This is a genomic window from Roseibium sp., from assembly GCF_051016195.1.
Lineage (GTDB): Bacteria > Pseudomonadota > Alphaproteobacteria > Rhizobiales > Stappiaceae > Roseibium.
The window spans coordinates 6,404,858-6,429,721 of record NZ_CP134616.1 but is presented as its reverse complement, the minus strand read 5'-3'; the positions used below and the strand labels follow the sequence as shown (position 1 = coordinate 6,429,721).

The 24,864-nt window shown below is 59.5% G+C and carries 21 protein-coding genes; 13 read left to right on the top strand and 8 right to left on the bottom strand.

Features of this window, described 5'->3' with window-relative positions:
• Positions 1-335: 335 nt before the first annotated feature.
• The 3 genes from RDA78_RS29140 (at position 336) to RDA78_RS29130 (ending at position 3,951) form a co-directional block, all read left to right on the top strand.
• Complete coding sequence (locus tag RDA78_RS29140; RefSeq protein ID WP_434056231.1) at positions 336-1,277, top strand: glycine--tRNA ligase subunit alpha; 942 nt, start codon at positions 336-338, stop codon at positions 1,275-1,277.
• Between the two features lie 164 nt (positions 1,278-1,441).
• Entirely contained in the window at positions 1,442-1,996 is a 555-nt protein-coding gene (locus RDA78_RS29135) for a LemA family protein (RefSeq protein ID WP_434053236.1), read from the top strand.
• A gap of 11 nt (positions 1,997-2,007) precedes the next feature.
• Positions 2,008-3,951 (top strand): DUF2207 domain-containing protein, encoded by a 1,944-nt coding sequence (locus tag RDA78_RS29130; RefSeq protein ID WP_434053235.1) that lies wholly within the window; start codon positions 2,008-2,010, stop codon positions 3,949-3,951.
• 27 nt (positions 3,952-3,978) lie between these two features.
• Here the strand turns inward: RDA78_RS29130 and RDA78_RS29125 are convergent, their stop codons facing one another.
• Positions 3,979-5,559 carry a putative bifunctional diguanylate cyclase/phosphodiesterase gene (locus RDA78_RS29125; RefSeq protein ID WP_434053234.1) on the bottom strand — a complete coding sequence of 527 codons (1,581 nt, stop codon included), beginning with the start codon at positions 5,557-5,559 and terminating at the stop codon, positions 3,979-3,981.
• A gap of 219 nt (positions 5,560-5,778) precedes the next feature.
• On the opposite strand from RDA78_RS29125, the gene glyS reads away from it, so the two are divergent.
• From glyS to RDA78_RS29110, 3 genes are all read left to right on the top strand, one after another.
• Positions 5,779-7,866 carry a glycine--tRNA ligase subunit beta gene (gene glyS / locus RDA78_RS29120; RefSeq protein WP_434053233.1) on the top strand — a complete coding sequence of 696 codons (2,088 nt, stop codon included), beginning with the start codon at positions 5,779-5,781 and terminating at the stop codon, positions 7,864-7,866.
• Positions 7,867-7,920: 54 nt separating this feature from the next.
• Positions 7,921-8,400: an N-acetyltransferase family protein gene (locus tag RDA78_RS29115; RefSeq protein ID WP_434053232.1), complete on the top strand. Its 480-nt coding sequence runs from the start codon at positions 7,921-7,923 to the stop codon at positions 8,398-8,400.
• 180 nt (positions 8,401-8,580) lie between these two features.
• Positions 8,581-9,615 (top strand): fatty acid desaturase, encoded by a 1,035-nt coding sequence (locus RDA78_RS29110; RefSeq protein ID WP_434053231.1) that lies wholly within the window; start codon positions 8,581-8,583, stop codon positions 9,613-9,615.
• Positions 9,616-9,668: 53 nt separating this feature from the next.
• Here the strand turns inward: RDA78_RS29110 and RDA78_RS29105 are convergent, their stop codons facing one another.
• Together RDA78_RS29105 and RDA78_RS29100 are read right to left on the bottom strand one after the other, a co-directional pair.
• Complete coding sequence (locus RDA78_RS29105; RefSeq protein ID WP_434053230.1) at positions 9,669-10,904, bottom strand: MFS transporter; 1,236 nt, start codon at positions 10,902-10,904, stop codon at positions 9,669-9,671.
• 69 nt (positions 10,905-10,973) lie between these two features.
• Complete coding sequence (locus tag RDA78_RS29100; protein ID WP_434053229.1) at positions 10,974-11,219, bottom strand: hypothetical protein; 246 nt, start codon at positions 11,217-11,219, stop codon at positions 10,974-10,976.
• A 71-nt stretch (positions 11,220-11,290) separates the two neighbouring features.
• Between RDA78_RS29100 and nadA the strand changes: the two genes are divergently transcribed.
• The 4 genes from nadA (at position 11,291) to RDA78_RS29080 (ending at position 15,800) form a co-directional block, all read left to right on the top strand.
• Positions 11,291-12,373: a quinolinate synthase NadA gene (nadA, locus tag RDA78_RS29095; protein WP_434053228.1), complete on the top strand. Its 1,083-nt coding sequence runs from the start codon at positions 11,291-11,293 to the stop codon at positions 12,371-12,373.
• Between the two features lie 95 nt (positions 12,374-12,468).
• Positions 12,469-14,070 (top strand): L-aspartate oxidase, encoded by a 1,602-nt coding sequence (locus tag RDA78_RS29090; RefSeq protein WP_434053227.1) that lies wholly within the window; start codon positions 12,469-12,471, stop codon positions 14,068-14,070.
• Positions 14,071-14,084: 14 nt separating this feature from the next.
• A complete protein-coding gene (gene nadC / locus RDA78_RS29085) occupies positions 14,085-14,948 on the top strand; it encodes a carboxylating nicotinate-nucleotide diphosphorylase (protein WP_434053226.1) in 864 nt (287 codons plus the stop codon).
• Positions 14,949-15,296: 348 nt separating this feature from the next.
• Complete coding sequence (locus tag RDA78_RS29080; RefSeq protein ID WP_434053225.1) at positions 15,297-15,800, top strand: YqhA family protein; 504 nt, start codon at positions 15,297-15,299, stop codon at positions 15,798-15,800.
• 12 nt (positions 15,801-15,812) lie between these two features.
• Here RDA78_RS29080 and RDA78_RS29075 read toward each other — a convergent pair whose 3' ends face one another.
• The 5 genes from RDA78_RS29075 to RDA78_RS29055 all read right to left on the bottom strand — a co-directional run bounded on the left by RDA78_RS29075 (position 15,813) and on the right by RDA78_RS29055 (position 20,450).
• Entirely contained in the window at positions 15,813-17,033 is a 1,221-nt protein-coding gene (locus tag RDA78_RS29075) for a cell wall hydrolase (protein ID WP_434053224.1), read from the bottom strand.
• 267 nt (positions 17,034-17,300) lie between these two features.
• Positions 17,301-18,284 carry an NUDIX hydrolase gene (locus tag RDA78_RS29070; RefSeq protein WP_434053223.1) on the bottom strand — a complete coding sequence of 328 codons (984 nt, stop codon included), beginning with the start codon at positions 18,282-18,284 and terminating at the stop codon, positions 17,301-17,303.
• A 22-nt stretch (positions 18,285-18,306) separates the two neighbouring features.
• Positions 18,307-18,813 carry a tyrosine phosphatase family protein gene (locus tag RDA78_RS29065; RefSeq protein WP_434053222.1) on the bottom strand — a complete coding sequence of 169 codons (507 nt, stop codon included), beginning with the start codon at positions 18,811-18,813 and terminating at the stop codon, positions 18,307-18,309.
• 55 nt (positions 18,814-18,868) lie between these two features.
• Positions 18,869-19,486, bottom strand: a complete 618-nt coding sequence (locus RDA78_RS29060; protein WP_434053221.1) for a YfbR-like 5'-deoxynucleotidase — start codon at positions 19,484-19,486, stop codon at positions 18,869-18,871.
• A 70-nt stretch (positions 19,487-19,556) separates the two neighbouring features.
• On the bottom strand, positions 19,557-20,450 hold the full coding sequence (locus RDA78_RS29055) for a YgfZ/GcvT domain-containing protein (protein ID WP_434053220.1): 894 nt from the start codon (positions 20,448-20,450) through the stop codon (positions 19,557-19,559).
• Positions 20,451-20,624: 174 nt separating this feature from the next.
• On the opposite strand from RDA78_RS29055, the gene RDA78_RS29050 reads away from it, so the two are divergent.
• The 3 genes from RDA78_RS29050 (at position 20,625) to RDA78_RS29040 (ending at position 24,863) form a co-directional block, all read left to right on the top strand.
• Positions 20,625-21,956 (top strand): dihydroorotase, encoded by a 1,332-nt coding sequence (locus RDA78_RS29050; RefSeq protein WP_434053219.1) that lies wholly within the window; start codon positions 20,625-20,627, stop codon positions 21,954-21,956.
• A gap of 273 nt (positions 21,957-22,229) precedes the next feature.
• Entirely contained in the window at positions 22,230-23,441 is a 1,212-nt protein-coding gene (locus tag RDA78_RS29045) for a L,D-transpeptidase (RefSeq protein WP_434053218.1), read from the top strand.
• A 159-nt stretch (positions 23,442-23,600) separates the two neighbouring features.
• Complete coding sequence (locus RDA78_RS29040; protein WP_434053217.1) at positions 23,601-24,863, top strand: DUF3419 family protein; 1,263 nt, start codon at positions 23,601-23,603, stop codon at positions 24,861-24,863.
• Position 24,864 lies beyond the last annotated feature (1 nt).

Below are 24,864 nucleotides of genomic sequence, written 5' to 3'. Positions count from 1 at the left end.
GCAGGCATTTCGCGGGGAGGGAAGTGCTCGCATTGCCACCTGAGCGAAACGCTTGTGCGGAACGAAAGGTCAAAACCAGAACTTCACCACGACCGTTGGTCTGCGAGCGGCTGGCATCTGGAGCCGCAAAGTTGGTAATTGAGGACGTTCGCCGCGTCAAGTCGGGGGACCGGGCTGGAGATCAAGCCGGTTTGCGTCCGGCCGAAAAACCAGGCCGGGCCTGTCTTGACCTTGCCTCTTCGTCGTGGCACCTCTCGCGTCGCGCGGCGGAATGGTCTGCCGTGACAGACCACATGCGGATGATTGTCATGTCGACGGACACTTTGCCGGCGCATATGCGCCCGGAAAACTCATTTCAGGGCCTGATCCTGACGCTTCAGCGTTTCTGGGCGGACCAGGGATGCGTCGTGCTTCAGCCGTATGACATGGAGGTTGGTGCCGGAACCTTTCACCCGGCAACGACGCTTCGCTCGCTCGGCCCGCGCCCCTGGCGCGCGGCATACGTGCAGCCGTCGCGCCGCCCGACCGATGGCCGCTATGGCGAAAATCCGAACAGGCTGCAGCATTACTACCAGTTCCAGGTGATCCTCAAGCCGTCACCGGCCGACCTGCAGGATCTCTATCTTCAGTCCCTCTATGCGATCGGTCTCGATCCCAAACTCCATGATATCCGCTTTGTCGAGGACGATTGGGAAAGTCCAACGCTCGGAGCCTGGGGGCTCGGCTGGGAATGCTGGTGCGACGGAATGGAAGTCTCGCAGTTTACCTATTTTCAGCAGGTTGCCGGCTTCGAGTGTTCCCCGGTTTCGGGCGAACTCACATATGGGCTCGAGCGCCTCGCCATGTATATCCAGGGCGTCGATAACGTCTACGATCTGAACTACAACGGCATGGATGGCGACGCAAAGGTAACCTATGGCGATGTCTTCCTGCAGGCCGAGCAGGAATATTCCCGTCACAATTTCGAGCATGCGGACACGGACATCCTGTTCCGCCACTTCAAGGATGCGGAAACCGAGTGCAAGGCCCTTCTGGACGCCGGCGCAAAGGCAAGAGAGGACGCCGGCGCGAGCGTTCACCAGGTGGTGCTTCCGGCCTATGACCAGTGCATCAAGGCCAGCCACGCCTTCAACCTGCTGGATGCACGCGGCGTGATTTCCGTGACCGAGCGCCAGAGCTATATCTTGCGCGTGCGTGAACTGGCCAAGGCCTGCGGAACCGCTTTCCTGGAAACGGAAGCGGGCGGCGTCGGTTATCACAATCAAGCCGCCGAATAGGATGATTGCTCCGGATTGAGAGCCGGGCGAGGGCGGAGCCGCGCCGGCCGGCGCGCAATTCCACCGTCACATGTGGGTTAACGCCGGTTTTACACGCCAGGCAGGATGACATGCCTGGCCGCAGACGGTAGCCTCCGGATCGTTCTTGAAGGAGGATCCGCACGTTGTCCTTTATTATTCTCGCGCTTTTGATCGCGCTCTCCGTCTACGCGATTGTTCTCTACAACACGCTGGTCAAGAAACGCCAGATGGTTGAGGAAGGCTGGAGCGGCATCGACGTGCAGCTCAAGCGCCGTGCCAATCTCATTCCCAATCTGGTGGAAACCGTGAAGGGCTATGCCGGTCACGAACAGGAGACACTCGACGCGGTCACCAAGCTGCGGGCATCGGTCGGGTCGGTGCCGGCCGGCGATGTCGCCGGGCGCGCCAAGGCCGAAGGTGCTCTCGGTCAGGCGCTCGGACGCCTGTTCGCCGTCGCCGAGGCCTATCCCGATCTCAAGGCCAGCGAGAACTTTTCCGATCTGCACAATTCGCTAGACGAGATCGAAAACGCGATCCAGATGGCGCGACGCTACTACAACGGTGCGGTGCGCGGACTGAACGTTGCCGTGGAAAGTTTTCCCTCCAACCTTATCGCCAACCAGTTCAAGTTCGAGAAGGCTGAATATTTCGAGATCGAGGACGAGGCCGAGCGGGCTGTTCCGAAGGTCGAATTCTAAGGGGCATCTCCATGACACTGAAGTCGGTTGCCGCCGGGTTCCTGCTGGCGCTCTTGGTTTTGGCCGGAGCCGGAACCGCCCTTGCGGAAGAACGAATCCACCGCTTTGTCTCCAACGTCGAGGTTGCGGAAAGCGGTTTGCTGACGGTGACTGAAACGATCAGCGTTCGTGCCGAAGGAAACCAGATCAAGCGGGGTATCTACCGTGACTTTCCGCTTCGGGCGGAAGGCCCGGACGGGCGCACCTATCGGGTCGGGTTCAAGGTGATCTCGGTGCTCCAGGACGGCCGGGAAGCCAGCTACCTCGAAAGAACGAGCGGCGACGGCGTGCGGATTTATATCGGTGAAGAGAATGTTTTTCTTCAACCGGGCAATTACACCTACACGATTGTGTACGAAACCGACCGCCAGATCCGCTTCTTCGAAGATCACGACGAGGTCTACTGGAACGCAACAGGCAATGAATGGATCTTTCCGATCGACGAGGTTGTTGCTCGGGTGATCCTGCCACCGGGGATCCGGGCACAGGACTGGACCGCCTATACCGGGAGCTTCGGCGAAAGGGGCCGTGACTACGAGGCGCGCGTTGGCGAGGACGGCCGCGAGGTTATCTTCGCCACCACACGGTCCCTGCGTCCCTATGAGGGGCTGACCGTGGTCGTTTCCATGCCGAAGGGAGCCGTTGCCGCGCCCACGGAGGCCGAACAGCTCGGGTATTTTCTGAACGACTACCGCCCCGAGCTCATCGGCGGCGCAGGCGTGATTCTGGTGCTTTTCTACTACCTGATGGCGTGGATGTTCGTCGGGCGGGATCCGGCCAAGGGCGTTGTTTTTCCGCGTTTCAAGGCGCCTGCCAATGTCTCCCCGGCGCTTGCAAGATACGTCTCGACGCGCGGTTTCAGCGACGGCGGATGGGTAGCGCTTGCTGCGGCCAGCCTCAATCTTGCCGTCAAGCACCGGCTTCGCTTCGACGAAAAGGATGGCGACGTGGTGCTCACACTCGATGAGGCACTGGGAACCGGCACGAGCGGCCTGCCGAAGGGGGAGGCGGCTCTGGTCTCGTTCTTGAGCGGGCGCGGTTCGCCGCTGCAGATTTACAAGGGCAACGGCAGTTCGATCAAATCGCTGGGGAGCAAATTCAGAAGCGCGATTGAAAAGGAAAGCCGGAATGTCTTCTTCAAGAACAACCGGTCTTTTCTTGTGCCAGGCGCTCTCCTGAGCGTCGCGGTGATCATCGGACTGTTCGTCTTCGGCCAGATGCCGCCTGACCAGATGGAGTTCGCGTTTCTGTTCATGGTGCTGTCGGTCTTTGCAGCCGCCTTTTCGGTGAACATCGGCAAGGCCGTGTTCCGCATTCCCAACATGCAGCTCAGGATGGCGCTGATTTTCGCCCTGTTTGTCGCCGCCATGGTGGGCACTGGGCTGCTGGCCAACAATATTTCAGGCGGCGTGGCGACCCTTCCCATCTTGCCTGTCGTGGCGGCGGCTCTCATTGCATTGAACGTGCTGTTCTTTTTCCTGCTCAGCGCACCAACCGCTCTGGGCCGGCAGGTGCTGGACGAAGTCGAGGGCTTGAAGCTCTATCTGTCCGTCGCCGAACAGGAGCGGCTCAACATGGCCGAAGTACCGGACATGAGCACCGTGCATTTCGAGGAGTTGCTTCCCTATGCGGTGGCGCTGGGTGTCGAGAAGCCCTGGTCCAATGCTTTCGAGGGCTGGCTGTCGACCGCGGCGGGAGCCGTTGCGGCAGCGAGCTATCATCCGAACTGGTACAGCGGGCGGACATTCGACGCGCACCGTGTCTCAGATTCGCTTTCCGGCACGACGAGCGCCATGGCCCAGTCGTTCAGGTCGTCCCTTCCGGTTCCGAAATCTTCGAGTTCTGGCTTTTCCGGCGGGTCTTCAGGTGGCTCCTCCGGTGGCGGTGGAGGCGGTGGTGGCGGCGGCGGCTGGTAAGCGAGGCCGCGGCTGGCGAAGCGTTTGTCAGGCCACGTTGGAATTTTCAGCGAAGGGCAGACGGCCACCATCCTGCGCCGCCAACAGGTCATCCGCATCCTGGGCCGAGACAGCCTTGGCATAGAGAAAGCCCTGGCCGTAGTGACAACCGTTTGAACTCAGCGCGGAATGTACGGCGCCGGTTTCGATGCCTTCGGCGACTGCGTCGATTTCCAGTCCCTTGGACAGGACAAGCACGGCTTCGACGATAGCGGCACACTGTTTGTCTGTCAGCATGCGCTCGGTGAACGACTTGTCGATCTTGACCTTCTTGATCGGAAAGTCCCGAAGGTAACTCAGCGAGGAATGGCCTGCGCCGAAATCATCGAGCGCAATCGTGATGCCCGTTGTCGTCAGTTCGTCCAGAATGCGCTTTGCCGCTTCCGGGTTCTTCACCAGCGACGTCTCTGTGATCTCCAGTACAAGACGCTCGGAAGGATAGCCGTAGGTTCCCAGGATCGACTTGATCTGTTCGGGCAAGGCCGGATCCTGCAGTTGGACCGGTGACAGATTGAAGGAGAGGTAGAGCTCCTCCGGCCATTTGGCCGCCGTTTCGCAGGCCTTTGCAAGCAAGTGGCGCGTAAGTTCGGAAATGATGCCACAATCTTCGGCAATCGGGATGAACTGCATCGGCGGTACATTTCCGAAGTCGCTGTCGGTCCAGCGTGCAAGCGCTTCGAACCCCGCGATCCGTCCCGTGTTCATATCCAGGATGGGCTGGTAGTGGACCTTGACGTCCTCGACTTCAATCGCGCGCCTCAGCCGTTGTTCCAGCAGCGTCCTGTGCAGGATCGAGGCGTCCATGTCGACTTCAAAGAAACGATAGGTCGACCGGCCGGAGGACTTGGCCCTGTATAGCGCAATATCCGCGCGTCTCAGAAGCTCGGTGACGGCATGTCCGTCATGCGGGTAAAGCGAGATGCCGATACCCGAGCCGATCGAGATCTGCCGTTCGCCGATTTCAAACCGGTCGCTGATGCGAGTCAGCAGGCGGCGTGCAAACCCGGAGGCTTCACTCTTGTCCGAGAAGACAGGAGAAACGATCGCGAATTCATCGCCGCCAAGACGCGCAACGATGCCGTCGTTTCCGACCGTTTCGGCGAGCCGCTCGGCGAAACTGCGCAGGAGATTGTCGCCGAAGGCATGTCCGTAGACGTCGTTGATGGGTTTGAAACCATCGAGGTCCAGCATCATGATTGCGCGGAAGCTGCCGTCTTTCACGTTCCGGCTGAGATCCGAGAAAGCCTCGAGCAGGCGCCGGCGGTTGGGAAGGCCTGTCAGTGCGTCGTGCTGGGCCAGGGCAAGGGCCTTGGAGTGTTCCGAAGACCGGGTACTGAGTTCATTGCGCAGCTTGCGGGTGACCCAGAGCCCGTAGACGAGTCCGGTCAGGGCAAAGAACAGGAACACAGCAGCAGCAGCATCGTAGATCAGATGGCTTTCGCCTTCATGACTGTCTTCCAGCAGGTGAGGAATGAAACCGAAAACCGCAAAACTGAGGATCGCCGCGACGAAAATCGCGGCAACTGAGCGTGCCAGGAGTCGGACGCCTGCGGCTTCCTGATTGATCACTATCTCATCCTGATACTTCGAACTGCTTTACCAGACGAGGAGTATTGCAGGTATTTCTTGAGGAAGAGTGAAGCAACACTATGATTTGCTATTGCTACTTTTCTCGATGGCGGCATGTCTGCCAAGTCTGGAAAAGGGGTGACAAGCGCACGTTGAGTTGCTAACGGACGCACAGCTGTTTCCGGAAGTCCCCTTCCAAACCCGAAGGCGTAACACTCCATGCCCGATCTTCTGCTTGAACTCTTCAGCGAAGAGATTCCGGCTCGCATGCAACGCAAGGCGGCCGAAGACCTGAAAACGCTTGTCACCACCGCTCTGGTGGATGCCGGTTTGCCTTATGAAGGTGCGAAGGCCTTTGCCACTCCGCGCCGTCTGGCATTGCAGGTTGCCGGTGTTCCGGCCGGGTCGGCTGCAACGCGGGAGGAACGCAAGGGACCACGCGTTGGAGCGCCGGACAAGGCTGTGGAGGGTTTTCTGCGCGGTGCCGGACTTTCGTCTGTCGAAGAAGCAAGCATTCACAGCGATCCGAAAAAGGGTGATTTTTACGTCGCGGTTATCGAGAAGCCGGGCCGGTCCGCGATTGATATCATCGCCGAGTTCATGCCGGGCATCTTGCGCGGGTTCCCGTGGCCGAAATCCATGCGCTGGGGCACGACGGCGACACGGTGGGTGCGTCCGCTGCATTCGATCGTTGCGACATTCGGCCCGGAAACCGAGGAACCCGAAGTCGTTCCATTTGAATTTGACGGCATCGTATCGGGACAGACGACGCGCGGCCACAGGTTTCTTGCCGATGAAAGCTTTGAGGTTCGGCGCTTCGACGACTATGCGGCCAGCCTGGAAAAACACAAGGTTGTCCTGGATGCGGACCGGCGCAAGGACATGATCCTGAACGATGCCAAGGACCGCGCACTGGCCCTGGGTCTGGAACTGGTCGAGGATCCGGGACTGCTGGAGGAAGTGGCCGGGCTTGTCGAATGGCCGGTCGTGCTGACCGGCAGCTTCGACGAGGATTTCCTTGACATACCCGATGAGTGCATTCAGCTCACGATCCGCGTCAATCAGAAGTGCTTCGTTCTGAAGGATCCGGCAACGGGGCGACTGGCGAACAGGTTCGTTCTGGTCTCCAATATCGTTGCTGAGGACGGCGGCAAGCTGATCGTGGCCGGGAATGAGAAAGTCATTCGTGCGCGTCTCTCAGACGCCCGGTTCTTCTGGGATACGGACCTGAAGACAAGGCTCTCGGACAATCTGCCGAAACTGGACGAGGTCAAGTTTCACGAAAAGCTCGGCAGCGTCGGCGCCCGGATCAAACGTCTGGTCGCGCTCGCATCTGATCTGGCCGCAATCGTCGGAGCCGACACGGACAAGGCCGAACGGGCTGCCGGACTGGCGAAAGCCGATCTCGTATCCAACATGGTGTTCGAGTTTCCCGAATTGCAGGGCCTGATGGGCCGCTACTATGCGGCGGCCCAGGGAGAGGACGCGTCCGTCGCGCTCGCAATCGAGGAGCACTACAAGCCGCAGGGACCGAGCGACAGCGTGCCGACCGATCCGGTCGCCGTCAGTGTTGCGCTTGCCGAAAAGCTGGACCTGCTCGCGGGGTTTTGGGCGATCGACGAAAAACCGACAGGATCCAAGGATCCCTATGCTCTGCGCCGTGCCGCTCTCGGTGTCATCCGGATCGTTCTGGAAAACGAACTTCGCATTCGTCTGGGAACCCCGATTATGAAGGCGCTCGGCCCAATCGATGTGACGGTCGAAAACCCCGATGCGCTCGTTGACAGCCTCCTTTCCTTCTTCGGCGATCGCCTGAAGGTCCACCTGAAGGACGAAGGCGCGCGCCACGACCTGATCGACGCGGTGTTTGCGCTGGATGGCCAGGACGACCTTCTCATGGTGGTCAAACGCGTCGAAGCGCTCGGCAACTTCGTCTCCTCGGACGACGGCGCCAATCTGCTGGCCGGCTACAAGCGCGCCGTCAATATCCTGAAAGCGGAAGAAAAGAAGGACGGGGCACCGGTCTCGGGACGCCCGCATTCCGATCATCTCCGCGAACAGGCGGAAATCGACCTGGCAGCGGCCATCGACACGGCGCGTGCCGATGCGGCGGATGCGGTTTCGGAAGAAAATTTCGAAGGTGCCATGGAGGCGCTGTCGAAACTCCGTGCGCCGGTGGACCGCTTCTTCGAGGACATTCTCGTCAATGCCGAGGAGCCGGCCCTGCGCACCAATCGCCTGCAGTTGCTGGCCGAAATCCGCGATGCGACACATGTGGTGGCGGACTTTTCCAGGGTTGCGGGGTGAGCCGGCAGCCAGGAAGAGTCCGGCCTGCCGGAACGCCCATGAAGGGAATGCGAATTGACCGTTGACGCGCGCCACGCCCTGCAATCAGACGCGGATCAGATGGCGGAACTGATCAATCGGATCATCGCGATTGGCGGTACCACAGCCTATCGGGCCGCGTTTGACAGCGAGAAGATCGTCAGCGAGTTCATCGGTCCGGAGCTTGCGATCTGCTGTCATGTTGCGGTCGAGGATGGTGAAATCTGCGGGTTTCAGGCGCTCTTGTGGGCCGATCCATCCTGGCCGGGCGAGGACAAGTTACCGTCCGACTGGGCGGTGATCGCCACCTATGTCGATCCGGACATGCACGGCAAGGGGATCGGGCGCACGCTCTTCACGCGCACCGCCGCGGCTGCACAAGAGGCAGGTGTTACGGCGATCGATGCCACGATCCGCAAGGAGAACACCGGCGGGTTGTCCTACTATTCGCGCATGGGGTTCGTGGACTACCGGACAGGCGCAGAGACAGTCTCCAAAATCTACAGACCCGTTTGAACCCTCCGCAGGAGCGGATCATAAGGGGAATAGTTTGCCTGTCAGATGCGGTGTAAGCGTGCACAGCAGATGCACATTCGCGTGATTTGCCCAATGATTTGTCCTCAGCGCCTGCACAAGATCATTGCATGCTTCGCTCAACAGTCTATGTAGGGAAGCGAAAGAACAAGAAGCAGGTATATGTGCGAAAAAGATGATGTCGCCGGCTCGAAGCCGAAAATCCGGGCGCCGCGTGACTGGGTGGCTATACTCGCGCGATACCGGGAGCCGAGTACACTGCGCAGTTCGTTCGAGCTCGCGGTCACGGTCGGACCCTTCTTTCTTCTATGGATTTTGGCCTGGGTGTCGTTGGACATCAGTTACTGGCTCACCGCGGCCATCTCCCTCTGCAACGCTGCTTTTCTGGTTCGGCTATTCGCCATTCAGCACGATTGCGGGCATGGGTCGTTCCTGAAGAACCGAACCGCGAGCGATTGGCTCGGCAGGGCGATTGGTGTTCTTACACTGACACCCTATGATGTCTGGCGCCGGTCTCACGCCACGCACCACAGCACCTCGGGAAACCTGGGCCAACGCGGCCTTGGCGACATTCACACGTTGACGGTCGCCGAATACAGCGCAATGGCGCCTCGAAGCCGGCTGTTGTACCGGCTATACCGGTCTCCTTTTGTCATGTTTGGCCTTGGGCCGTTCTACACGTTCTTCCTCGAAAACCGCTTGCCGTTCGGCTACATGGCCCATGCCAGGTACTGGGTCTGCGCCATGGCGACAAATCTTGCGATCTTCGGTGCCTTGGCGCTTGTTCTGGTTTTCGGCGGCTGGATGCCGATCCTGCTGATCTTTTTGCCAACGACGATTCTCGCCGCAACGCTTGGTGTCTGGCTGTTCTATGTTCAGCATCAGTTCGAGGCGACGCATTGGGACTCGGAAGAAGACTGGCAACTCCATGATGCCGCCTTGCATGGCAGCTCACACTATGTGTTGCCGCCGGTCCTGCAATGGTCGAGTGCCAATATCGGCATTCATCACGTGCATCATCTGAACAGCCGGATTCCGTTCTATCGGCTTCCGGAAGTCCTGCGCGATCACAAGGAGTTGGCGGATCGCAATCGCATGACGATCAGCCAGAGTATTGCCAGCATCCGGCTTCATCTGTGGGATGAAAACTCCAGGCGGCTATTGTCGTTTTCCGAAGCCAGGCCATTGCTGGCCTAGGTCGCTCAGCCGCGCAAGTCTTTGGTAACTCCGCACGCGAGTGTGCCTTTTGTTCACTCGGCAGGTTGCTGTGTCAGCCGTGGGACCGGGCGTTCCTGTATCGGCCAGTGGATGATCGCTGCAAGGACACCGAGCACGATGCCGCACCACCAGATCGCGTCGTAGGAACCCGTGTCGTCATAGAGCTTGCCGCCGAGCCACACACCCAGAAATGCGCCGATCTGGTGAGACAGGAAAACGAAGCCGAATAGCGTTGCCATGTAGCGCGGCCCGAACATGACCGCCACGAGCCCCGAGGTGAGCGGGATGGTCGAAAGCCAGAGCAGTCCCATCACGGCGGAAAAGATCAGAACCGTCGCGGGTGTGATCGGCAGCATGATGAAGGCCAGGATCGCAATGGATCGGCCAAGGTAGATCAGGGACAGCAGGATCGGCTTGGAATAGCGGCCGCCGCCATACCCGGATGCCAGCGAACCGACGATATTGAAGAGCCCGATAAGCGCGATCGCCCAGGCGCCCCAACTGAGATCCAGTCCCGAATCCACGATGAACGGGGGCAGGTGAACGGTGATGAAGGCGACATGAAAGCCGCAGACAAAGAACCCGATCGTGAGCAGGATGAAGCCGCGTGTACCGAAAGCCTCGGAAATTGCATCCGTGAGCTTTTGGTCACCTGACAGGGCCGTTTCGCTTGTCTGTTCCGGTTTGCCTCGCAAGGCAACGGCAAGGAGTGGAATGACCGCCACGAAACCGGCGAAGATGATCAGTGTCTGTTGCCAGCCGACATTGGCAAGCAGAGCACCGCCGAGCGGGGCGAACAGAAACTGGCCAAGGGAACCGGAGGCTGTGCCGATACCGAAGGCCAGCGAGCGCTGCTCTGCCGTGACGCTCCGCCCGAAGGCTGCAAGCACAAGGGAAAACGACGAAAAGGCGATCCCGAGCCCGATCAGAACGCCGGCGGAGATATGCAGGGCAACGGCGCTTTGTGCATCGACCATGAGCAGGAGACCGGCCGCATAGAGCAAGGAGCCGAATGTCATCGTTTTCCAGGTGCCGTAGCGGTCCGCCATCATACCTGCGAATGGCTGCCCGATCCCCCAGACGAGGTTCTGAATGGCGATCGCAAGCGCAAAAATTTCCCGGCTCCAGTCCCGGGCTTCCGTCATCGGCTGGAAAAACAGACCCATGGCGGCGCGCGGACCGAAAGAGATGAGCGCGATGACGCAACCACAGACAATGATCAGCGGGATGTTAGGGCCTTGTCTGACATGCGCGGATGGGGCGGTCATCGCAAACCTCATGTTGGAGTTGCCGACAAGATAGCTGGATAATGAGGATCGTAAAACGTGTATTTTTGATCAATGGATCAAAATACGGAATGAATTTGCAATAAAAGGGCGTTGCGCTTGTTGAACCCGGTGATTTGATGAGTTGGCTACCGAAGCGGCGGAGAAATTTTGCCCAAACCATTGAAACCAAATCGGAAAAGTGAAAAAGACAGAAAAAGTGGCGGAAAGTGATGGATTTTTGGTCACGATGGGATTATATAAACTCTGAACGAGCAAAAGGGTCTGGGCCGCAGTGCCCGTTTTCTTTTGCGACATATATGCTCAAGATGAGTATAATAATCCGTGAGCTGAAAATTCTTGTTCAGCCTGCTTACAGGAGGGGCGCCATGTCTGTTGCCCAAAAAGCCTTTACGGTTTCCGAACCGATCGCAACCGGTCTGACTGCGTTGGAGCGCTATGGACGCGTTGATCGGCCGGACCTGAGCTATACGCCTGAAATCGCGGAAGCGACCGCACCGATCTACGAAAAGGTCAAGCACATCATCCCGGCCATCGAATGGGCGGCGCTTGCACCGACGGTCCACGCGATCAACAGGCTGAAGAAAGAACGCAACGCAGTGATCCTGGCGCATAACTACATGACGCCGGACATCTTTCACGGTGTGGCCGATATCGTCGGCGACAGCCTGCAGCTTGCGATCGAGGCAACGCGCACCGACGCGGAGGTGATCGTGCAGTGCGGCGTGCACTTCATGGCCGAAACATCCAAGATCCTGAGTCCGGAAAAGACGGTTCTGATCCCGGATATGCGGGCCGGCTGTTCGCTTGCCGAATCAATCACCGGTGCCGATGTCCGCGCCCTGCGCGAGCGCAATCCGGGCATTCCGATCATCACCTATGTCAACACATCCGCGGACGTGAAGGCGGAGTGCGATATCTGCTGCACGTCTTCCAACGCGCTTCAGGTCGTCGAAAGCTTCGGCGTCGACAAGGTGTTCCTGATCCCGGACAAGTATCTGGCCGCCAACGTTGGCAACAAGACCGATGTCGAAGTGCTGGTCTGGGACGGCGCCTGCGAGGTGCACGAACGCTTTACGGCCGAGGAGCTGCGCGACTACCGCAAGATCGAACCGGAGGTAAAGATCATCGCACATCCGGAATGTCCGCCGGACGTGGTTGCGGAAGCCGATTTTGCCGGCTCGACGGCGCACATGATCAACTGGGTCAAGACCAGGCGTCCTGAAAAGGTCATGATGGTCACCGAGTGTTCCATGGCGGACAATGTTGCCAGCGAAACGCCGGGTGTAAATTACATCCGGCCGTGCAACCTGTGCCCGCACATGAAGCGCATCACGCTCGGCAAGATCCTCGACAGCCTTGTCGACATGAAGGAAGAGGTCATTGTGGACCCGGCGATCGCGGAGCGCGCGCGCACGGCAGTTGAGCGGATGATCAACTTGAAATTCTGACCCTAAGCCGTACAAAACATCTTTTCGGGCCGCCGCTTGTGTTTCGGCCCGAAAACCCTCTGGGGCAATGCCCCGTTTGTTCCGGGAAGAAACCAATGGCTGTGTCCGTTGAGGATTTTGCACCCGCCTATATCGGCGAGGATGTGGACGACGTCGTCATTCTTGGAGGCGGGCTCGCCGGTCTGTTCTGCGCGCTCAAACTCAGCCCGAGACCTGTAACTGTCATCACCAACGCACCGATCGGGCAGGGCGCTTCGTCCGCCTGGGCCCAGGGCGGCATTGCCGCCGCCATTTCGGAACAGGACTCGGTGGAGCAGCACCGGGACGACACTCTTGCCGCCGGTTGCGGTATCTGCGAGCCGAAGATTGTCGACCAGATGACCAGGGAGGGCTCGGACAGGGTCCACGATCTCCTGTCCTATGGCGTTCCGTTCGATCAGGATCTTGAAGGCCGCCTTCAGTTGTCGCGCGAAGCGGCGCATTCTGAAAGCCGTGTCGTGCGCGTGCGCGGCGACATGGCTGGTCGGGCCATCATGGACGCGCTGATCTCCGAAGTTCGCAAAACACCGTCAATCCGCGTTCTGGAAGGCTATCTCGGCGAAAGTTTCCTGGGTGAGGGAAGATACGTCACCGGCGTTCTCGTCCGCAAACGGGGCGGCATCACACGTCTGGCTTTTCCGGCAAAGGCGGTGGTCCTGGCATCCGGCGGTGTGGGGCACCTCTACGGACTGACCACCAATCCGCCGGAGGCCAACGGGCACGGTCTGGCAATGGCAGCCCGGGCCGGTGCCGTCATCGCGGATGCCGAATTCGTTCAGTTTCATCCGACCGCGCTTGACGTCGGCAGGGACCCGACCCCGCTGGCGACGGAAGCGCTTCGCGGAGAAGGGGCGTTGCTCGTCAACGGATCGGGTGAGCGCTTCATGGAGGGTGTGCATCCCGATCTGGAGCTTGCACCGCGCGATATTGTTGCACGAGCGATCTACCGGGAGATCCAGGCAGGGCATGGAGCGTTTCTCGACTGCAGGGAAACGATCGGCCCCCGGTTCAAGCAGGAATTCCCGACCGTCTACCGGGCGGCAATGGAGGCAGGCATTGACCCTGAAAAAGACCTGGTCCCCGTCGCGCCGGCAGAGCACTACCACATGGGCGGTGTCCTGACCGATGCGAATGGCCGGACCTCCCTTGACGGTCTGTGGGCGGCCGGAGAGGTCGCGTCAACCGGCGCACATGGCGCAAACAGGCTTGCCTCCAACTCGCTGCTGGAGGCTGTTGTCTTCGCAGCGCGCATTGCCGAGGACATTCAGGGACTGATGCCGACGCCGCGCAGTGCTTTCTGGAATACCATGGACGATGCACCGGGTCTGCCGAGCCAGCGAAACGTCGAGGAGCGAGAGGCAATCAGCACGCTCCGGGCGACGCTTTCCGGAAATGCCGGTGTCTTGCGTGATGCCGCCGGGCTGAAGACCGCTCTCGCCGACATTGCGGCCGCAGAAAGAATATGCGTGCGCCAGTCAATCAAGAACATGATGATTACCGGGAAGATTATCGCGGCGTCCGCCCTCAAGCGGGAAGAGAGCCGCGGCGGGCATTTCCGGAACGACTTCCCGGAAGCCGATCCGGCCATGGCCAGGAGGTCCTACACAACTTTGAAAGACGTCGACGCGATCGCTGCCGAAGCGTTGGAAACGGCGTAAGAAAGCGCAGCTTCATGACTGAAAACCGACTTCCCGAGCTGCCCCGATTGATGATCGATGACGCCGTCAAAGCGGCCCTGCTGGAAGACTGGGGACGGGCCGGCGACATTACGAGCCAGGCGACGCTGCCGTCTGACGCGCGCGCGGTCGCTTCTATCGTTTCGCGCAAGACCGGGGTTCTGGCCGGGCTGCGGTTTGCCGAGAGCGCATTCCGGGAGACCGAAGCCGCAATCTCGTTTGAAGCACTGAAGCAGGATGGAGATGATCTTGCGCCCCGGGATACGATCGCGCGAATCGAGGGACCGGCCCGTGCACTTTTGAGCGCTGAGCGCGTTGCGCTCAACTTTCTCGGACACCTGTCCGGTATTGCGACGGCGACCTCTCTTTTCGCCACCCGGATTTCCCATACGAAAGCTGAGATTGTCTGTACGCGCAAGACAACTCCGGGCCTGCGCGCGTTTGAAAAATACGCCGTCAAATGCGGCGGCGGAGCCAATCACCGGTTCGGGCTCGACGACGCGATCCTGATCAAGGACAACCACATCGCGGTCGCTGGCGGCGTTACCAGGGCCATCCAGGCGGCCAAGGCCTTCGCCGGTCATCTTGTGAAGATCGAGGTCGAAGTCGATACGCTGGAGCAACTGAAAGAAGCGCTTGATGCAGGACCTGATGTCGTCATGCTCGACAACATGAAACCCGACGCACTGCGCAAGGCCGTGGAAATCACGGACGGGCGGGCACTTCTGGAAGCATCCGGGGGCATAGAGCTTGATACGGTCAGAGCGGTTGCCGAATCCGGCGTAGATCTGATTTCATCCGGCTGGATCACGCACTCGGCTCCGGTTCTCGATCTCGGGCTCGACATAGATATCGGCTAGAAATCTCCCGGGGTCAGGACCCATTCATCTGGTTGAATTGGCGCGGCAAACGGCGATGAGCTGCAAGCAAAAGCGCGACAAGCGGGCTTGCTGCCCGGTCAAGCGGTTTGAGGGTGCGGATCGAAGCCGTTCTTGCGTTCCGGAAAGATAAGATGAATTTACCCGGCAACGCCGTTGCAAATCCTTGGAAACCGGACGGTTTCCTGCAACATTGCGCCTCGTATCCGAACAAATTCATCCCTGCCAATCCATCCAAATGAATGAGTCCTGACCCTGGATATTGATTGCCGGAGCGCCGCGATCTAGCGTGGCGGACACACTGTTGAGGCGAGAGTGCGTGGTAGGGCGATGAGCGAGCAGAAACCGGCGAAAGACAGCGCGAGCGAGTTTGACCTTGCGCACAGACTCACGCGTCTTGCGCAAGTCCCGATGCTGATCGGTCTGTCCGTAGGCATGGTGCTGTTTCTGATCACGTTCTTCGTTGATATCTACGATGCGGTATCGAGCTACGAGTTTCTGGACCGCAAGAAAACGATCCTGCTGATCCTAAATCTCCTGGACATGGTGTTCATTGCCAACCTTGTCGTCATGGTCGCGAACAACACCTACAACACTTTCCGGCTGAAATCCTCCGCCTATGGCGAGGGCTTCATCAAGGAGAGCGAACGCGCCTATCGCCGCATGAAGCACCGGATCGTGTCCACGATCGTCATTATCGCGTCGATCCACGTTTTGAGTGAGCTGCTCGAATTTTCCCACATCGACCCGCTGCAGGTCGCGGCGCTCCTGGGCTTTCACGTGGTGCTGCTGGCCACCTACGTGGTGACCAATGTCTTCAGGACGAACGACTGACCGGAAAAGGCGCTAGTTCCAGCCGCCGGCATAGGTCTTGTAGAAGATGTGCAGACCGACCTGTCCGCGTTTCGCCATCGATCTTGCCCAACGCGGGTTCACGTAGGTCGCATGGTAGTGCGTCGAGGCATCGACCATCTTGAGGTACTGCTTGCCGTCGGAAACGTCCCGCGCAAGCCGTTTGGCGGTCTTCCAGGCCCCTTTGCTTGAAATGCGGTCCTTGATTCCGTCGCAGGCAAAGGAGAACTGGCAGCGGTTACGCTTGTGCTTGTTCTGGTAGACGACGCCGCAGATGGAATTTGGATAGGACGGGTTCTTCACCCGGTTCAGAACAACCTGGGCGACGGCCACCTGGCCCTCTTCGGTTTCGCCGCGTGCCTCAAAGTAGATGGCTTCGGCGAGGCACCGCTGTTCCTTTTTGGAACCGACGGAAAGCGGCAGCGGTTTTTGCGCCCACCAGTGCGGATTGTTCGGGTCTTCAGCCGGCGGCAGTTCCTGCTCGTATTTGGCTGCACCGAACAATGCGTCGAAGGGCTCCTTGGTTTCCTTCACGCTGTCGGGTGCATAGGCGGAAACGAGGGAAAAGCTGGCGGCCGCGGCGTTGCGCGCCATCATCAGCTTTTGAAGATCCAGCGGACCTTCCTCAAGAAGTCCTTCTTTTCCGGCCTCCGCGAGGCGGCTGCTTTCCTTTGAGTCAAGGGGCTGGGGTTTGACGAACGCGACCCGTGGCAGGTCTTCGTGCTTCTTTTCGTTGGAGATCAGGCTGGACATCGCGTAGACGGTGCCGGCTGCCCGGTCGACGAGATGCCGGTCAGGTGCGACCGTGATTTTCCTGTTGCCCTTTGCGGACTTGTTCGTTGCGATTTCATCGGGAATGTCAATCGGCCGTGCGCTCGCGACGACGTCGCCCATGCCATAGAGAGGACGCGCCTCGGTTCCCTTTTCGGCCGAAGTCAGCGTAAGCACCGGCGCGCTCGTATAGTCCGGCACCGCAGGCGTTCCGAGAGCCAGCTTCGGCGTAATCCTGGTGGTGAAGTTCGCCGGTTCAAGCGCCATCATCCAGCGGGGAGACTGGTCGTGGCGCGCGTTGATCAATGCGAAGATATCCTGATCCCCGATTGAGCCGCCCAGTCCGAAAAACATCAGCGGGCTTGCGGCAAGCGCGTATTTCAGGCGGCGCAGGCGGACATGCGCCGGCGTCTTGCTCTGCGTCACTTTCAGAAAAAGTTGCATTCCAACGCGGGATCCAGGGCCAAACATACGCAGCCAACTCCAACTCGTTTCACACCGTCCCGAAGCGCCGGGAGATAAGCACTAACGCTCTGTAAACAGTGGCGCCGGAAATCAGGATGCTGGCTTAACCTTGAAAGAGCGTTAATAAGAGCCAAATTGACCGGTATTCGCGATATTTTTTCTGCGCGGCGCAGAATTATGGTTAATGTCGCAAGGTGTTAGGCTACGATCACGAACGGTTTACTACCTGAATTTCTTAAGAAGGTCTTAACGGTTGCCCAGCCTCAAGCCAGGTGCCGGACGCTCGCTCATGAGCTGATGCCTGAAGCGGAAGAGTGCCGCTGGCCGCCCTCCGGTCGCGGTTGACGTCGCTCCGGTCGGTTCGACGAGGTCTGCGTTTTCAACCAGCCGCCTGAAATTCTGCTTGTGAAGATGCCGGCCTGAGATGGCTTCCACGGATGTCTGCAGTTCCGTCAGAGTGAAGACTTCCGGCATCAGCTCGAAAATGACCGGCCGGTATTTGAGTTTGCCGCGCAGGCGCGTGATGGCCGTCGCAAGGACGCGTCTGTGATCAAACCGCATGGAGACACCGAGATAGGGCAGGTCCTTGCGATCCAGCGCCGCCGGACGACCGTCTCTCTTAGCCTCCGGGACGAGACCTGCCTCATAAAGCAGTTCATACCGCTCCAGGGCCCTTTCCTCGTCCCAATGCGAGGCCTCGAGGCCGAAAGCCAGACGCACGCGCTCCTGACGATCGAGAGGTTTGGGAGGCTCCCCTTCCGGCGGCGGTTCCTTTGCCCAGGCCTCCAGCGCAGGCAGAATGTCTGTGTCCAGCAAGGCGGGCCTGCCGGCGCGCCAGTCTTCCCAGGGAAAATAGTCGTACCAGGACCGCCAGGCGGAATTGTGCTTTGCAAGCGTGTTCTCTGAATCAGCCGTCTGGCGCGTCAGGGCCAGATACCCGACCGACACGACGTGCGGGCCCTCGTCACCGGAGACACGGTGTCGCCCGCGATCCCCGAACGTGTAGAGCTGTTCCACGTATCCCAGGCGCAGCGCTGTCTGGCTTTCCACCCAGGATCTCAGGCCGATTTCGATTGTTCTGTGACGGATCGGGTCGAAAGGTCCGTAGGGCAGGCTGTCGAGTTCGGCGTCGTTCTCGTCGTTGACGTGTACGATTTGCGGCAGTCCGTCCGAAACGGACACGACGACCGCGTTCAACCCGATCTCGATACTGGCGTGCCTGTTCGGCATGAATGCTCCCTGAATTGATCCTTTAATCGAGCGGCATGATGAACGGGGTGCCCTCGAAAGCATTGGCGCCGCGACCAATGCCGCGTATGGCGTCGATCATCCGCCCCTCCCGGCCAAGCAGTTTGTCTGCCATCGCAACCAGACGGGCGTTCGGGGTCGCCGACGCGGAACTTTCGCGCAGCAGCGTTGCAAGCCGGTACTCGTCCGCCTCGGGATTGAGCGCGCAGGCAGCCACATAGGCCCCCGCTGTCGACCGGCTTATGCCCGCCCAGCAATGAATCACCAGTGGAGCGCTCCTGTCCCAGTCCTTGACGAAGGTCAGAAGGTCTTCAATGTGCTTCTCGTTGGGCGGTGTCAGGCCAGCGATCTGCTCGACAATGTCGTTGAAGGCAAGAAACAGATGCCGTTCGGGTGCAACGCCTTCAGGGGTCGGAACATCCATTTCGGCGTTGATCAGCGTGACAACCGACTTTGCGCCGGTCGAAGCGACGGTATCGTTCAGTTTCGAAAGGGAGCACACGTGCAGCATGACGGAACCACAGTTATCGTTTCATCTTGTAAATTAGGGTCATTCGCTGGGAAGGTCACGCCTTTGCGTGTCCGCTTTTCCTGTTGTTCCCAGCTTCGCGCAGCTTTTCGATTTCATCGAACCGCTTGAGGAACATTTTTTGCGCCACGGCAACTGGCATCGGCTCCAGGCCATAGCCACGGGTTCCTTCGTTGGCCGCGTCAAAACCGGTCGGCCGGCCGAAAATCCGGGCCGCTTCCGTCTCATCGAAACCGGCCAGTTCCACAGCCTCGAAATAGGCACAGATCATGTCAGCCCGTTTCGCCAGTTTTTTGACTGTCTGGGGTATCTCGGCGGGCAAGCCGAAACGCAGATGGATGGCCGCTTGCAGGCGCGCCTCCACGGCCTTGTAGGCCTCGCCGATCACCGCCTTGAACGGGGATATCATGTCCCCGATGACATACTCAGGCGCATCGTGCAGAAGGACGGCCTGACGCCAGTCGGGCGAAAGGTCCGGCTTCAGCTTCAGTGCAATATCCTCGACAACCAGGCAGTGTTCCGCCACGGAGAAGGCATGATCGCCGTGCGTCTGTCCGTTCCAGCGCGCAACGCGGGCCAGCCCGTGCGCGATATCGGAAATCTCGACATCAAGTGGCGAGGGGTCCAGCAGATTGAGGCGACGGCCTGATAACATGCGCTGCCAGGCGCGGGGAGGCTGATCGGGACGGGCGATTGGTGTTGATCCTTGGTGCGTTCGGGCGGTTTCAGTCGGAGACATGTTTTTCTGGAAAGGAAAAGCCGGCCCAGTCAGGAATACGGACCGCAATCTCTACATCGCCGCAGTGTAACGGGCTGCCGTTGTCTTTGGCCTGGGCAACCTTGTCAAGGCGCAGCAGTGCGAGCCCGACACTTTCGCCCGTTTCCGACGTGATGGAAGAACCGATTTCACCAACGCTTTTTCCATCTGCCGTCACAGGTGTGCCCTTTTCGGGGAGCGCGCGACCGCCCTCGACGAGAACGAACCTCTTGCGTGCCGTGCCCCGGTGCTGAACCCGGGAGACCACCTCCTGTCCGACATAGCAGCCTTTCGTGAAGGAGACGCCGCCCAACTGATCGAGATCGGCGTCATGCGGAAAAATATCCGAGTAGGAATAGTCTTTCAAACCTTCCGGCACACCCGTTGCGATGCGATGGCGCTCATAGGCCTCCAGGTCCGCTTCGCTCGCGGTCGTTTGACCGGCCAATGCTGAAACGGGCGCGACGATGCGCTGGCCAAGCAGGGGGGTCCTGGGGTCGGTGGCAGCCACAAGCGCGCTTTTAATCTCCACCGGGCCGTCCCAGACGGCGAAGACACCCGAATCCGCCCCCAGCAATTCAAGATCGACCTTTGCTCTCAGCCGGTAGAAGGTCAGGCGTTTCAAGAGGTCGGCGGCGGCAGTGGACGGTGCGTCCGCGAGATAGCCGTCACTTGTCCGGTAGATCAGGAAGTCGAACAGGATCTTACCTTGCGGGGTCAGCAATGCTGTCGAGGAAGCGCCATTTGCATCTGTCTCCTCGATGTCGGCGGTGACAAGGTTTTGCAGAAAGTGATGAGCGTCTTCTCCGGCGATCCGGATCAGGGCGCGGTCAGTGAGATGGGCAATCTTGGCGGACGGCAAGAGGGGCTCCTGGAACATAAGGTGTCACAACGGATGTCTACCGGCGAAATAGTTCTTTTGAATGCGCACGACAAGGTTGGGATTTCGTCTCACGCATCTGGTTCTTTTTCTGCCGCGCGCGTATAAGCCCGGTAGAAGGACAAGCCTGAGCCAGAGACTTCCGGAGGATATTCCATGAGCGAGACCTATGACCTGATCCTGAAAGGGGCAAGCGTCGTCAATCAGGACGGGGAAGGTGTTCGCGATGTCGCCATCCGGGACGGACGGATTGCCGGCATCGGGTCGTTTGTCGCCGCACAGGCAGGCGAAGTGATCGACTGCACCGGGCTGCACGTTCTGCCGGGTGTCATGGACACCCAGGTGCATTTCCGCGAGCCGGGCCTTGACCATAAGGAAGATCTTGAAACAGGCTCACGTGCCGCAGTCATGGGCGGTGTCACGACGGTTTTCGAGATGCCGAACACAAACCCGCTGACGACCGATGAAGGCGCTCTTGCCGACAAGGTCAGGCGCGGGCACCACCGGATGCATTGCGATTTTGCCTTCTGGGTCGGCGGGACGAGGGAGAACGTGAAGGACATTCCGGAGCTCGAACGCCTTCCCGCCGCGGCCGGCATCAAGGTGTTCATGGGCTCGTCGACTGGAAACCTTCTTGTCGAAGACGATGACGGGGTACGCGACATCCTCTCCGCAACCCGCCGCCGCGCAGCGTTCCATTCGGAAGACGAGTTCCGTCTCAGGGACCGCCAGGGCGAGCGGATCGAGGGCGACCCGCGCTCGCATCCTGTCTGGCGGGACGTAACGACGGCCTTGCAGTGCACGCAGCGTCTGGTCGCAATTGCGCGTGAAACGGGTGCGAAGATCCACATTCTGCATCTGTCGACGGCAGAGGAGGTCGACTATCTGATCGATCACAAGGACGTTGCCTCTATCGAAGTGACCCCGCATCACCTGACGCTGACGGACGAGGCTTATGAGCGTCTGGGAACCCTGGTGCAGATGAACCCGCCGGTGCGCGAACCGCGTCATTCGAAGCACTTGTGGTGGGGCCTTGAACAGGGAGTTCTCGATGTCTTCGGCTCCGACCACGCGCCGCATCTTCTGGAAGAAAAGCAGAAGACCTATCCGGCGTCGCCGTCTGGCATGACAGGGGTACAGACCCTGGTTCCCATCATGCTTGATCATGTCAGCAAGGGGCGCCTCAGCCTGGCAAGGTTCGTCGACATGACAAGCGCCGGGCCGGCGCGCCTGTTCCAGACGGCGCGCAAGGGCCGCATCGCGGTCGGCTACGATGCCGACTTCACCATTGTCGACCTCAAACGCAGCGAAACCATCCGTAACGACTGGATCGCCTCCAAATGCGGCTGGACACCCTATGACGGCAAGGAAGTCACCGGCTGGCCCGTGGGAACGATGGTCCGCGGTCAAAGGATCATGTGGGACGGCGAATTGACCACGCCGTCGCAGGGCGAGGCGGTCCTGTTTCAGGACGGGCTCAAAAATTAGCAATGAAGTCTGCGCCCGGTCTCCCGGGCAAGGTGCGCAGGAGCGCGTTCGAAAACGTGCGCGTTCGCTCGCCTGTGCATGTTTGAAAACCATCCGAACAATTTGTGATGTGAATAACAGTCCTAACCTGCCTAAACTGACAAGGTGGTATTGCAAACACGGGAAGGAAACCAACGGGTAACTGTGTTTCCTAACCCGATCTAAAAGGGTTTTGAGTAGAGCTTTCAGGGAGCTTCAGGGTTCAGCGTTAGAGAGCTCAGGGATGTCGTCAAAATGTTTCAGTTTATGCGTAAAGGCAGACTTGGCGTTCTCGTCACTGCCGCGATTTTTTCAGCCGGCGCCGTTTCGACAGCCGTTGCACGTGATACAGCAGCCGATACCGCCAAGGATGCGGTCGACGAGACACCAATCCACATGCTCGTGTCGATTGACGACCAGCAGATCAAGGTCTATCGCGGCCTGGATCTGATCGAGCAATCGCCGATTTCGTCCGGAAAGCGCGGCCACAGCACGCCGACGGGTGTTTTCTCGATCCTTGAAAAGCGCCGCAAGCACTTCTCTAACCTTTATGACAATGCGCCGATGCCATTCATGCAGCGCCTGACCTGGTCGGGCATTGCACTTCATGTCGGCAAGTTGCCCGGTTATCCGGCCTCGCATGGCTGCATTCGTTTGCCGCGCTCCTTCGCCAAGTCGCTTTACAAGATGACCAACCGCGGCATGCATGTCGTCGTGACCCGAGGCTCTGCGGCACCGCAGGCGGTCCGTCATGAGGTCCTGCCGCAGCCTTTCGTTCCGGCGACGGAAGTCGCCAGCCTGTCCGGGTCCACAATCGACGCGGATCCGGCACTGCGCGGTGCGATCAGCCCGGCGACGCTCCGGGCGGCCCTTGAAGTTGCACAGCCCGAGAACCCGCATTTCGATCGCCCGCTTCGCATGATCATCACACCGCGCAAGCAGCCGAACAAGATCAAGGTGCTGCAGCGGCTGCTCAATGAAATGGGCTACAAGGCGGGTCCCGTGGACGGTGTTGTCGGCCGCAAGACCCGTGCCGCGATCGGTCTCTACCAGGAGATCACCGATCAGCCCGTGACGGAAAAGGTAAGCGACGCCCTGATCGCACGTGTTCACCTGGATGCAGGTTACGAGAAGAGCCACAACGCAACACTTCGCGTCCGCCGCAAATTCAGGGACATCTATTCCGCACCGGTTTCCATCAGGCATCTGGAACAGGAAATCGGGACGCATGTCTACACCGCGCTCGATTTCGAACAGGGTGAGGGCAACGTCGAGTGGATTGCGGTTTCCGCCGAAGGCGACCGGGGCGGGTCTTCGGATGACCTCCTGAACCGCATCGACATTCCGGAAAAGGTTGCGCGCGAACTCTCCAGAATGCTGACGCCAGGGACTTCGCTGACGATCACGGACCGGAGCTTCAAGCGCAACACCGGCCTCGGCACCGACTTTGTCGTGATCACACGCTGACCGCATCGCGGCGCTTGCGAGCCAAATTGAAAGCCCCCGCTTGCGCGGGGGTTTTTTATTATCCGGATAACCTCGGTTTTTGGCTCCAGCGTCACCAAATTGTCGTCTCACTCACGTATCGGAAGGCTGTTTATTCGCGCGGCGACCCGGGAGAAAATCATGGCGCAGAGCACGCTCACAGCATCCAAGAAACGGCTCAACAATGCGGTTCACCGCTCAGACGCCACCTCTCGCGAAGGCATTTTGGAGCGTCTCTTTACATTTGCGTTCAAGGGTTTGGTCTACCCCCAGATCTGGGAAGATCCGGATGTCGACATGAAGGCGCTGCGCCTGACGCAAGACTCCCGCATGATTGCAATCGCCTCCGGCGGCTGCAATGTCATGTCCTATCTCACGGCCAACCCAGCGGAAATCACGGCCGTTGATCTCAACCGGGCGCATGTTGCACTGGGCCGGCTGAAGCTCGCCGCTGCGAAGCACTTCCCGAATTACGAGACGTTTTACCGGTTTTTCGGTGAAGCAGATGAAAAGGCCAATGTCGCGGCCTACAATCGCTTTCTCCGGGACAATCTGGACGCGGAAACCATCGCCTACTGGGAAGGCCGCGACATCGCCAACTGGGGCCGCAAGCGCATTACGCTGTTTTCGCGCGACCTCTATCACCACGGATTGCTCGGCTACTGCATCGGTGTCGGCCATCTCGTGGCAAGGCTCTACGGCATCGATCCCAAACACATGGTCAAGACACGCTCGCTCGAAGAGCAGCGCACCTTTTTCGACAGCGCCCTGGCGCCTCTGTTCGACAAGCGGCTTGTACGTTGGGCAACCTCGAAGAAAATGTCGCTTTATGGTCTCGGCATTCCCCCCGCGCAATATGACGCCTTGGTATCGGCCAACGCCGAGGGCGACATGTCAGCTGTTCTCAAGGATCGCCTGGAAAAGCTCGCCTGCGACTTTTCCATGAAGGACAACTACTTCGCCTGGCAGGCGTTCGGGCGCGGATATGCTCCGCAGTCCGGTGAACCGTCCGGCGAGTCCGGACCTTTGCCACCCTATCTGAAACGGTCGCATTTCGAGGAAATCCGCGCCCGTGCCGGTCGTGTCCGTGTCCTCAACCGGAACTTCACGGAACATCTCCAGTCGGTGGAGAACGACAGCCTGGATGCCTATGTTCTGCTTGATGCGCAGGACTGGATGACCGATGCGCAGTTGAATGTGCTCTGGTCGGAAATCACGCGGACGGCGCGCCCTGGCGCAAGGGTCGTCTTCCGGACCGCCGCCGAACCGACCCTTCTCCCTGGGCGCGTTGCCGACGAAACGCTGGACCGCTGGACCTATGAAGAACAGGAAAGCCTTGAGTTGGGCAGACAGGACCGCTCGTCCATTTATGGCGGCTTCCATCTCTACGTCTACAACGGCTGAG